Below are 12346 nucleotides of genomic sequence, written 5' to 3' on the forward strand. Positions count from 1 at the left end.
TTTTCTCTTATATACAAAGTTAACTATAATGGTATAGCTTTTTTAGTGCTATCTTATGTTATCCGTCACTTCCGATTTTAAACATAGGAACTATTTATAAACAAATAAAATTCGGAATGATTGTATTATGCTTTCAATTGAAATCTGGAACATCTATTATCTCTTCACCCCATTCGCTTACTTTGTAATCAAGACTCAAATTGTTTTCAGAAATCGTAACATATATATCCAATATTGTGTTCCTCTGAATACCAGTTATCAGTTTTCCCTCACTATTCAGTATCGGTTTTTCAGGGAAATTACCTAAAGTACTTTCAAACCCTAATGTATAAGGTTCTTTTGTTACGGTAGAGAATGACGGATATACATATATTGTCAAAGTTCTTGTTTGTGTCTTTCCGGGCAGAGAAATAGGGAATCCGGTACTTCCAAATTCCGTTCCATACTCAATGCGTGAATATTTAGCATCTGAGGGTACATCCGGAATGCTTTCACCTGTTTTTTTGAACATATATATACAATCACTCATAAACGGACCGAAAGAAACATTTGTCAGTTGTATTTCTTTATCGTACGAATGCTTTACATACATATTAATCTTTGCGACATTACGCACCAGATTAATATTAACAGTCTGTGGTTCTTCCGAGGTTTGAGGTACAACTTCCACAACTCCTCCCCAAGTCATTGGGAGGCCTTTTTTTGTTTTCTCATTAGAATTTTCGGTGTCAAATTCCGATCCTCTTTTTGGAAAATATTTACGTTCAGTATCATTCACCCTAAGTTTCTTTACACCGTTCACATCATCAACCGTCCAACCACCTTCGTCATAATTCATTCCAACACTTGCCTCATTTGCAATTACCCAAAACTGCACAGAACCTACAGGTACTTTTTCTATAATCAGATTAGATAACTGATCTTTATTATAAAGTACATTGTGCAAAGGTTTATTGTCCTTATCCACTATCAACACTCTAAGGGTATAAATTTCGTTTTCCAGTTCTGTACCATCAACATCAGCTCGTGTAGCAGTTTCAAGCATAGGAATATTAAGGCGCAAATCTGTAGTGGTTACATTTTCAAAACCATCCGTATTTTTACATCCTCCTATAAGCGACAAAAAAAACATTGCCGATAAAAGAGAGCAAATTTTATTGAATTTCTTAATCATAACACCGATATTTTACAAGTTTATTACCACTCTACATTAGCATTATCAACTTTATCCCAAGGCAATACACGAACATCTAACTTCAATTCCTCTGTAAGCCTTGGAATAGTTATAGTGTATTTATAATTACCTCCTTTATCCCATGATGTCACTGTTGCTGTATTTAAACTTATTTCCTTAGGACCGGAATCATAAGATTGTTCATTGTATAAATAGCTGTATTCTATCTTTATCATACTGTCAAAGTCTGTTCTGCTTAATGGAAGGAGCAGCATGTCACCAAATACGTTCACTTCAGTTCCATCAGGATTTAATGGGATATCAGATTTGGAGAAAGTGGCAGGAACACCCTCTGTTGATTTCGATGTTATACTCCACGTATCACTACTAAAATTTCCCAAATAACCTGCATTTATCAAAGAAATACTTTTTATTATTATATCTGAGCCTTCAGATTTTACAATAATATTCACTTTTGACAATTCATGGGAAAATTTTAAATCTATCTTCTGAGGAATATTCATATTTTGTCTTGCAGCAATCATTAAATCTACAGCATTTTCTCCTATAACCGAACAATTGAAATTATTAATAGTAATATTGCCCAAATTATCAATATTAACATCATCGTATACTGGGTGTACAGCATAAAAATCATAAAACTCACCTTTATTCCAATAACGAATACCTCCTTCATAATTCCAACCGGAATCTTTTGTAACTTTTTCTCCATCAAAAACAGAAAAATATTCTGTAGCATCATTACTGACTCTACGCCAACCCCATACTCTAAAGTCTGACAAATCTGTTCCGTCATTGACCACTGCACGTGTTACCGTCTGTGGAACACTAAAACTTATAGGTACTTTTTCTAATTTATCACTTTCATCAAAAACTGTTGAAGTACAAGATACCAGCAATAAAGGGATACATGAAAACACAAACGATATTTTTTTTATTGGGTTCAGCATATCTATTATTTTTAGGTTTTAGTAAAAAAGAGATTAGTCTGCACTCTGCCACATGATATTTGGGCTATCACAATAACAAAGAGAAGATAAAAAACAGCTATTCTCTATTAGTTCCCATGCAGGCGGCCAAGCCTACATGGGTATATTTTCATTATTACTTCTCTGATGGAGTCAATTCTGGTACAGTAACATCATTCCATTCTTCTACTGTTGGTTCAAATTCAATCTTAATAAGATCTTCAGGTTTATCTACTATATCTTCTATATCAACTTTTGCAGTGTAGTTATAGCAGAAACCTGGTTTCCATACATTACCATCAACATGGTTATATGTAAGAATTGCTTCAAAGTTCTTTTCATAATTAGTTTGTCCACTTGGCTTTTCACCAGCTATAGTGGCTTTAAAAGTAACTTTCAATCCGTCATTAGACTGTGGCAAAACAAGTTTTACATCTGAGGTAGGTACGTCTTTTGATATTACACCTTCATTAGCCATAGTATACGAATAACCTTTACTTGAACTATACGAAGCAACATTCCAACTTGCACCAGCAGCAGTATATGTTCCGTCACCTTGATTGATTGCATCAATATTTAATTCACTGATAGTTAATTTATAAACTGCAGCAGCATCTGTACTGATAGTGAATTTTACCTGACTCAACATATGTTTGAATGTAAGTTGAACTTTATCGTGAGAATAATTTCCAGTACTTCCTGTCAAATTGCCAGACTCATCTCCAGAAACAGCTGCAACCAAGTCTTTTGAATCATTTGGAGTATAACCTTCAAATTTTAAAGTTGAAGTACTTGCATCAAATTTTGCATTATCGATTTTTCCATTAGAACCATCTGCATAAGCACCGAAACGGTAAGTATGTCCTGGCTGCCAATAATACAATGTTGAAGCCGGCTCATTTTTAAAAGCTTCTTTAGGAGAAGTCCAATCTGGACTTTCTGTGTGATAGCCTATCACATAGAAATCTGTATTTAAATCTGCTACAGTAGTCACCGCTCTTGTATTCTTATTTACAAAAGCATTGAAATTAATAGCTCTGCTATCGTTCACTTCAAGAACCTCGCTCTGAGTACAGCTTGCAAGTGCCAAAGCTGCCACTCCACAAATAACTAAACTTTTCTTCATAATCGTAATAAAATTAAATGTTAGACTAATATTTTAATTATCAAATTCTTTAGTTTATTGGCAACGGAACTTCTATTTCATCACCCCAGTCTTCTACATCAGGATCGAATCCTCCGGAACCTTCCTGTCCGTCTTCATCAGAAATCTCAATATTATCGAACAGCAATACTCCTCCACGAGGTTGAAGACGCATTCCTCTGCTGACATCACGATCAAAAGTCAGTCTCTTGCCGTTCTTAAGAAGGACCTCAAGTGTCAGCACAAAATTCAGACTTTCTGAATCAACAGTATATTCGTTGGTCTTGTATTCAAAATTAGGTACGCCGAAACATGTTACACTGGCTGTACAACCCTGATCATCTACTTTGCAGTCAAAAAGCAAAGTTGCTGCCGAAGAATCTGTATGACCATCTTGCAGATAGACTTTTTCTGCCATTCCGGCAAGAGCTCCCTTTGCCTGTGATACATATTGCAGACCGGAAGTTATACGGTAACGCACAAGGTAAGTATATGTACGCGGGAACATGGTTACAGGCAGTCCGTCAGGCGTAAGTGATTTTTCTGCTGTATAATCAGGAACAAACGAAGCATACAGATTATCAGGAGTAGTTATGGTACGTTCGTCTTCGTGTAGCTCAGGAGCTGAATATCCGGCACGGGTACGCGTACGAGTGCTGGCTGTAGCCATGGCAGAATTGTCAGTACTGTCGAAAATTATATACTCGGTATCGTTGTTGTAAAACAAGATAGAATGTTGTCCCTCGCTCATGGATATTATACCACCATCGCTATCCAAATTGCTGATAGTATGGTTCTCGTCATCATTATATACTATAGAACGTATGCCATCGGCTACATCAGGACGGAATTCATCATAAGAACGCGGCCATCCTTGCTCCTCCCAGATAGTTTCCCAATCCAATTGTATTTCACCTCCAAGATATGGATTTTCCCATTCCTGCATCCAGTCCGGCTGAACTTCAGTCCTAACCTTCAGAGCATGCTCGTCGTGATTATAACAAAGATCCTTTCGGCATCCTACCAGTATCAGTGCCGACATTAATAACAATGAAGTCTTATTTATAAGTTTCATTTCATACCTCCTTTCTTGAAGTATCTGTTAAGGTCGAACACCAGAGCGAACTTCAAACGCAAAGGGCCGAAGAAATTTGTTTTAGTAGTCTGCTGATAAGCAAAGTGGCCATCCAGAGGCAAATACTCCTCGTATTTTGCACTCATAAAGCCAAGTCCTGCACCTGCTTCAAACCCAAGCAATTTATTGATAGGGAAAGAATATGAATAGCTTAGTCCTGCCATCCAAAGTTCACCCTGATAACCGGTTTTCTTATACTCCAAGTCGTACCAACCGGCTCCGCCAAACAGGCCTATGCTATGATAATGTCCTTGTTTGCGGGCATCAATGCGATAGCGTACCTCAGGAATGAGAGTAGCAATCTGATAGAATCATGGTTTATTATTGTTATGCCACCATGCTATAGTGGTTTCCACTCCTGCCGACCAACGGTCGTTGATAACATATTCTATCTCCAAAGACGGAGCGAGCATGGCATCGTAAACAAGATTTGATTTCAAAATCAGTGGAAGGAAGAAGTTTTTATCATTGCCATATTCTGTCTGTACCGGCTGAGATGGTATAACAGCCTTCGAAGGGGTCAAATCAGACAAGAATGCAGAAGAAGACACAGAGCTTTGCGACTGTAAAGGCTCAAACTCAGGTGACTTGCGCTCCGGGCCATAGCCTGGAAGATATTCCACTCCTACCACGGCTACGATATCTTTCTGTCCGCGATAAGCCTCTACATGGTTGCGAGTCTTATAATAATCCTCCTTCATCCAATAGTTGGTAATAAAATATGACTTAACCTGATTGCTACGATTTTTTGCAGCAGATCTATTGGCATCGTATGTAGGAAAGGAGGTACTATAACCATGTATCACTACCACTGCCTTACCTGCCTCGATGTCGTCTTTATGGCTGTTGATCAAATCAAGCGCACGAAAAAGTGATTCTTTGAAGCCAAGCTTATTTGAATCGTAAAACATTAGATCTTTAGGAATAAATCTGAAAATTATAACGGAGTCTGATGATGCAGAAAAATCATCCACTTTCTCAGCACAAACACTCCTTGAGAAGAATGTTAATGCTAATACCCCAAAAAGCAAATATCGAAAAACAGGTTTCACAGCAATGTTTATTTTTATTAATACCTTTATATAAAACGAATCAATTTATAAAAACGATGCCTAATTTAGGCATTGTATATTATTCTATTTTTTATACAAAGATACTAAGGATAAGAATTGCTAACCTAAACAGTAAATTCCCAATTAATCATCTTATATTTTTAATTTGTCATTTGATTAAATGGCACTCACAAATATCACATTCACAATTCTCTTTTGTTTATTTGAAATAAAAAATATACAATTTGGGAAAGTTATTTCAACTGTTCTCTGAAGACTTTGGGACTTATATCATACTTTTCCTTGAACAGTCGGTAGAAAGTAGTGGAACTTGGCAACGCACTTGCCTCTCCAATTTCCTGTATAGACATCTCCGGATGATTTTTCAGTAAAAATATAGAATACTCCAAACGCATATCATTAAGATAAGAATTCAGATTTCCCCCTCCTGTGTATTCCTTAATAATAGATGCAAACCTGCTTCTATCTACTCCCATCAAGCGTGCAAAATCATCTCTTTGCATCTGATAGTTCAAATAAAGTTTTTCATTGCGCACTTTTTCATCAAATTGCAGGAATAACCTGTTATCCTGCGGAATACTGTCAATATTCTCCATCTGATACTGTTCGGTTTCTTCCTTCGCCTCACGCAATTCCAAAAGAAGAGATGTTATCTTCTTGTTTCTGGAATTAAGACGCTTATGGTCATACGAAACCCAAGCGAACAAGACAAGCAGCAAAACAGTGACAATAACAAAGAAGATAAGAAGATTATGACGCTTTGACAGATCGTTTTCCACTTTCTCCAAATCCTGCTTATAGCGCAATATCTCTGCCGTATCATATCTGTCAAGAACAAACTGACGGTCAATAGTCAGACGATGTCTTTCCTTTATTTCGGAAAGTTTCTCAAGAGCTGTATAAGCCCATTTATAATTGCCTGTACCTTCATAGGCAACAGCACTTTGCCTCAAAGCTCTCTGGTAAATCACAGAAACGACATCATCCATATCAACATCTAGGAAGAAAAATTTATTATTATCTATAACCTCCTGATAATTACCCAGTTCCAAAAGATAGTCATTTATATTCAACAGACCAAGCTTGTTTTTGGAGAAATCGGTTTTCAGAAACTTATGATAATATTCATTTGCCAAAACATATCTCCCCTGCTTATGCGAAAGATATGCCAACCTGCTGTATAAATAAGCTTCCTGCCTGTCAACAAGCGTCAGACTCTCGCCTTTACTACGTAAATCCCGAAGCAACACTTCTCTTTTTCTGGCTTCCTTCCAAGCTTCATCATACTTATTATCATACACATAAACATCACAAAGCACTCCACGTATCTGGGATATTCTAAGCAGAGTACCTATTTCCGGTCTCTTACCTAAAATTTCAATTGCCCGGTTGAGATACTCATAACTCTTGTCAAGACTGTTTATCTTCCTATACAGCAGACCTTCCATGAAAAGCATATTGCCTGTCAGTACTTCATTTCCATTCTCTTCGGCATAAAGGAGTACATTTGTCACAATATTGCACGCCTCTTCTATTCTATAAGAGTAAATGGCATTTTCTGCCAGCAAGATAATAGCTCGGTTATATAACGTTTCATCCTCTTTCACTCTTTCATCCTTAAGAGTTGATAAGGCATATTCATATGCAATGCTATATCTTGAGATTGAGTAATAAGCATAACTGCGGAGAAAATCTATTTTATAAGTCGGCTGAAAACCGCTCTTTTCCAAACTGTCCAGTCTATTCAACAAACATTCAGGGGTCTCATATATCTCACGCAATTTAAATGATCCTGATATATCACCCAAGGCCCAAGAGGGTGAAACATTGAACACCAATAGTAACAATATGACAAACCACATGTTATATATCTAGAGTTTATTGGTTCTACAAAATAATTCAGACACTAAAACATAATATCTTTCTTCGATAAAAATATAAAAAGCTTATTTACCCCCCCCCATTAACTATTATTAACTTTTCAAGCTTAAGTTTAACACCAATATATTTCTAGTTGTAAAAAAGCTATTTTCTTGGGGAAATATTTCGTGACGATTGAACATATAAAAATAAAAAAAGGGGACAACGCCTTGTCCCCGTACCTTGTTAACCTTAAATCTAATACTATGAAAAAAATCACGTTGCAAATGTACAACATACACGCATTATTTGCAAATATTTCTCTGACAAAAGTTATTCATTTAAAAATATTTCACATTAAAAGATATACTTACCATATTATTACAATCCGGAAGCAAAGTATATATAGCAAAGTCAGCACAAAATGTCAATCGAGTAGGAGGAAAACGAAGTAGTTTTCTTCCTACTTTCGTTTTCTGACCTCTCACACCACCACGCATGCGGTTCCGCACGTGGCGGTTCTTTACTATGGATGCCTTTCGAATACTTCGAAAGACACTTCCACGACATCATCTTCAACCATCCATTTGTAGGTCTGCGCTCCTTTATACACTTCGGATTCCGTCCTATCTCTTTAAAGGCAGCCCAATACTTCTGTCTTGGTTTTATGCATTCATTCTAACAAACGGTAGTTTTCAGTTCTGTCGTTTAAATAAAGTTCGGTCCTTCCCTATAGGCATACATGCCTTGGGTACTACGACCTCTGCTGACTTCTCACGGCAAGCTTTACTCCATCATGGTACTTCGAATGATTCATCTTCACCATATGTCCGTGAGACCTCCTCGGATAAGGGTATTAACTTTCCATCTTATGTCTGCTCCATTTACACCAACCGTTCCGAATAGCTACAGGGCTTTGGTTTGTTTGGCAACCTTACCCACGGTCATATGCCTTATATGAAGTTTCTGTTCGTCAGACCAGATGTTTGCCGCCGGCTTCTTTCAGATTCCAACTCGCGATGGACACCCTTGCTTTTGGCTGTATGATTCCCGCTATTAGGGCTCATTAGGGACTTGCACCCGTTAGCTAATACTCATGCCGAGCATACCAAAAAAATCCGGCTTCAAACCAATGAAACCGGATTTTGATATTTGTCTATATGACTGATATTAGTCTTTCAGTTTTGCCTTGATGAAGTCGCGGTTCAAGCGGGCAATGTTGCTGATAGAAACACATTTTGGACATTCAGCCTCACAAGCACGAGTGTTTGTACAGTTACCGAAACCAAGTTCGTCCATCTTAGACAACATTGCCTTAGCACGACGCAAAGCTTCCGGCTTACCCTGAGGAAGAAGGTTCAACTGACTGACTTTAGCAGAAACGAAAAGCATAGCAGAACCGTTCTTACATGCGGCTACACAAGCACCACAACCGATACAAGTAGCAGAGTCCATAGCTTCGTCTGCTATTGTTTTAGGGATAAGGATTGCGTTAGCATCCTGAGGAGCGCCAGTATTTACGCTTACGAAACCACCAGCCTGCATAATCTTATCGTATGCAGAACGGTCAACCATCAAGTCCTTGATTACAGGGAAACCTGCAGAACGCCATGGTTCAACTGTGATAGTATCGCCGTCTTTGAAACGACGCATGTAAATCTGGCAAGTAGTAGCACCTGTTGCAGGTCCGTGTGGATGTCCGTTGATGTACAATGAACACATACCGCAGATACCTTCACGACAGTCGTGGTCGAATACTATAGGTTCTTTACCTTCTTCAATCAACATTTCATTCAAGATATCGAGCATTTCGAGGAATGAAGTATCACCCGGAATGTCTTTCATCTGGAATGTATCGAAATGACCTTTGTCCTTAGGTCCGTTCTGACGCCATACTTTCAGCGTAAATGATATATTTTTATCCATTTTACTTCTTTTCTTTAAATTGTTTTACTTCGTCTCAGATTAGCTCAATTAGCTCTTGTAGTTACGAGTCTGTACTTTGATTGCTTCGTAAACCAATGGTTCCTTATAAAGTACAGGAGCCTTGTCGTCGCTTCCCTGGTATTCCCAGCAAGCTACATAGAAGAAGTTTTCGTCATCACGCTTAGCTTCACCTTCTTCAGTCTGGTGTTCTTCACGGAAATGACCACCACAAGATTCTTCACGGTTCAAAGCATCGTAAGCGATAAGCTGACCCATAGTGATGAAGTCGTCAAGACGGAATGCCTTGTCAAGTTCGATGTTCATACCTTCTTTAGCTCCAGGGATAAACAGTTCTGTTTCGAATTCCTTACGGATTTCTTTCAGACGAGCCAAACCTGTCTTCAAGCCTTCTGCAGTACGTCCCATACCTACATATTCCCACATTACGCGGCCCAATTCCTTGTGGATTGAGTCAACTGACTTCTTACCCTTGATGTTCATCAGGTGGTCAATCTTAGCCTGAACAGCCTTTTCAGCTTCAGCGAATTCAGGAAGATCTGTAGAGAAGCGAGGAACTGTAATCTGGTCTGACAAGTAGTTCTGGATAGTGTAAGGCAATACGAAGTAACCGTCAGCAAGACCCTGCATCAATGCAGATGCACCAAGACGGTTAGCACCGTGGTCAGAGAAGTTACATTCACCGATTGCGAACAGACCCTTGATAGTTGTCTGAAGTTCATAGTCAACCCAAATACCACCCATTGTATAGTGGATAGCAGGATAAATCATCATTGGGTTGTAGTATTTGCGTCCGTTGATTTCTTTTGCAAGTTCACCCGGATTAACGTCTGTGATTTCTTCATACATATCGAAGAGGTTACCGTAACGCTGACGAACAACATCAAGACCAAGACGTTCGATACTTTCAGAGAAGTCAAGGAATACGGCAAGACCTGTGTTGTTTACACCGTAACCGTGGTCGCAACGTTCCTTAGCTGCACGTGAAGCAACGTCACGTGGAACAAGGTTACCGAATGCAGGATAACGGCGTTCCAAATAGTAGTCGCGTTCTTCTTCAGGGATATCACTACCCTTCTTAGTTCCTGCCTGAAGTGCTTTAGCGTCTTCAATATTCTTAGGAACCCAGATACGACCGTCGTTACGGAGTGATTCTGACATCAATGTAAGCTTAGACTGCTTGTCACCGTGAACAGGAATACATGTTGGGTGAATCTGAACGTAAGCTGGGTTAGCGAACATAGCTCCCTTACGGTAGCAAGACATGGCAGCTGTTACGTTACATGCCATAGCGTTAGTAGAAAGGAAGTAAGTGTTACCGTATCCACCTGTAGCGATAACTACTGCGTGGGCAGCGAAACGTTCAAGTTTACCTGTTACGAGGTTCTTTGCGATGATACCGCGTGCACGACCTTCGACCAAAACCACGTCGAGCATTTCGTAACGAGTGAACAATTTAACTGTTCCGGCACCTACCTGGCGGCTCAATGCAGAGTATGCGCCAAGAAGCAACTGCTGTCCGGTCTGACCTTTAGCGTAGAAAGTACGTGACACCTGAGCACCACCGAAAGAACGGTTTGCAAGTGTACCACCGTATTCGCGAGCGAAAGGAACACCCTGTGCAACGCACTGGTCGATAATATTGTTAGAAACTTCGGCAAGACGGTAAACGTTAGCTTCACGAGCACGATAGTCACCACCTTTCACTGTATCGTAGAATAGACGATATACAGAGTCACCGTCGTTCTGATAATTTTTAGCAGCATTGATACCACCCTGTGCAGCGATAGAGTGTGCACGACGTGGAGAGTCCTGGATACAGAAGTTGAATACACGGAATCCCATTTCACCAAGTGAAGCGGCAGCAGAAGCACCTGCCAAACCTGTACCTACAACGATGATATCCAAGCGGCGTTTGTTAGCCGGGTTCACCAATTTCTGGTGAGCTTTATAGTTAGTCCATTTCTCAGCTATTGGGCCTTCAGGAATCTTAGAATCTAAAACTTTAGTCATAATGTTTTTCAATTTTAGTTTGTGAGTTTAAGAGTTTATGAGTTTGTAATATGAGTTTATTAGTTTGTGAGTTTGTGAAATCAGCAAACTTAAAAACTAAAGAACTCAAAAACTCAAAAACTTATTACAAGTTTTTTACGAAGAATACGATTGCTACAAGAGCAAATCCCAACACGATGATTGTTGAATAGATGTTAGAGATGCATTTCCAACGGTTGATCCAAGTCTTGTTGTTCCAACCCAAAGACTGCATAGAGCTCCAGAATCCGTGAGTAAGATGGAACCAAAGAGCAGCCAACCAAACCAGGTACAATACAAAGAATACAGGGTTTGAGAATGTCTGCATAATGTAACCATAGCCGTCAGTTGCATGAAGACCGCCCATCATAGGGTCGCCGATGATTTCAGCGAACTGCATTTTGTACCAGAAATTGGCAAAGTGAAGAGCCAATCCCAAAATCACGATAATACCAAGAACAAGCATGTTCTGTGAAGCCCATTCTACGTTCTTTGGCTTAACTGTTACTGCGTAACGTTCGTTACCACGTGCAGCACGGTTCTGGATAGTCAACCAGAAAGCATAGATGATGTGAATTACAAACAAGGCAGCCAAAGCCAAAGTTGCAACCAATGCGTACCAGTTAGCACCCAGGAACTCGCAAACCATGTTGTATGCCTCACCTGAGAACAATGCAACAAGGTTCATCGCCATGTGAAATGTCAGAAACAGGACAAGGGCGATACCGGTAACGCTCATCACCACTTTCCTACCAATAGATGAATTACTTAACCACATAAATGATTGATTTTAAATTATTTAATAATTAAAACTAAAATAGTCTTTATTAATGGTTCTTAGACTTGGCAAAGTTAGGCTATTTCCATCATTATTACAAACAATTAAGGAAATAATTCTTTAATTTGAGGGGACAAGATTTCAGGTATTAGTTGACAAGGCTTCAGTTACAAGTTGACGAGGTTCTCCATCCGGATGGTAGCCTTGTCAACTCGTCA

10 protein-coding genes and 1 pseudogene are annotated in these 12346 nt (G+C 39.1%); 1 reads left to right on the plus strand and 10 read right to left on the minus strand.

Annotation, left to right across the window (positions count from 1 at the left end):
• Positions 1-133 precede the first annotated feature (133 nt).
• The 7 genes from OCV82_RS12575 to OCV82_RS12600 form a co-directional block, all read right to left on the minus strand.
• Positions 134-1174, minus strand: coding sequence for a FimB/Mfa2 family fimbrial subunit (locus OCV82_RS12575; protein ID WP_154044711.1), 1041 nt, complete (start codon positions 1172-1174; stop codon positions 134-136).
• A gap of 23 nt (positions 1175-1197) precedes the next feature.
• Positions 1198-2145 (minus strand): fimbrillin family protein, encoded by a 948-nt coding sequence (locus OCV82_RS12580; protein ID WP_154044712.1) that lies wholly within the window; start codon positions 2143-2145, stop codon positions 1198-1200.
• Positions 2146-2299: 154 nt separating this feature from the next.
• The gene (locus OCV82_RS12585; protein WP_154044713.1) at positions 2300-3289 is read right to left on the minus strand and encodes a fimbrillin family protein; all 990 of its coding nucleotides are present in this window, start codon (positions 3287-3289) and stop codon (positions 2300-2302) included.
• A 49-nt stretch (positions 3290-3338) separates the two neighbouring features.
• Positions 3339-4382, minus strand: a complete 1044-nt coding sequence (locus OCV82_RS12590; RefSeq protein ID WP_154044714.1) for a DUF5119 domain-containing protein — start codon at positions 4380-4382, stop codon at positions 3339-3341.
• Positions 4379-4744 (minus strand): DUF3575 domain-containing protein, encoded by a 366-nt coding sequence (locus OCV82_RS15210; protein ID WP_154044715.1) that lies wholly within the window; start codon positions 4742-4744, stop codon positions 4379-4381. Before OCV82_RS15210 ends, OCV82_RS12590 begins: the two co-directional genes overlap by 4 nt.
• A gap of 9 nt (positions 4745-4753) precedes the next feature.
• Positions 4754-5494, minus strand: a complete 741-nt coding sequence (locus tag OCV82_RS15215) for a DUF3575 domain-containing protein (protein WP_154044716.1) — start codon at positions 5492-5494, stop codon at positions 4754-4756.
• Positions 5495-5748: 254 nt separating this feature from the next.
• Positions 5749-7377: a helix-turn-helix domain-containing protein gene (locus OCV82_RS12600; protein ID WP_154044717.1), complete on the minus strand. Its 1629-nt coding sequence runs from the start codon at positions 7375-7377 to the stop codon at positions 5749-5751.
• Positions 7378-7780: 403 nt separating this feature from the next.
• Between OCV82_RS12600 and OCV82_RS12605 the strand changes: the two are divergent.
• A pseudogene (locus OCV82_RS12605) lies at positions 7781-8281 on the plus strand (hypothetical protein).
• Between the two features lie 264 nt (positions 8282-8545).
• Here OCV82_RS12605 and OCV82_RS12610 read toward each other — a convergent pair.
• The 3 genes from OCV82_RS12610 to OCV82_RS12620 all read right to left on the minus strand — a co-directional run bounded on the left by OCV82_RS12610 (position 8546) and on the right by OCV82_RS12620 (position 12128).
• Positions 8546-9301, minus strand: coding sequence for a succinate dehydrogenase/fumarate reductase iron-sulfur subunit (locus OCV82_RS12610; RefSeq protein WP_154044718.1), 756 nt, complete (start codon positions 9299-9301; stop codon positions 8546-8548).
• A gap of 48 nt (positions 9302-9349) precedes the next feature.
• Entirely contained in the window at positions 9350-11332 is a 1983-nt protein-coding gene (locus tag OCV82_RS12615; protein ID WP_154044719.1) for a fumarate reductase/succinate dehydrogenase flavoprotein subunit, read from the minus strand.
• Between the two features lie 124 nt (positions 11333-11456).
• Positions 11457-12128, minus strand: a complete 672-nt coding sequence (locus OCV82_RS12620; RefSeq protein WP_154044720.1) for a succinate dehydrogenase/fumarate reductase cytochrome b subunit — start codon at positions 12126-12128, stop codon at positions 11457-11459.
• Positions 12129-12346: the final 218 nt, after the last annotated feature.

The organism is Bacteroides cellulolyticus (genome assembly GCF_025567135.1).
Taxonomy (GTDB): Bacteria; Bacteroidota; Bacteroidia; order Bacteroidales; family Bacteroidaceae; genus Phocaeicola; species Phocaeicola cellulolyticus.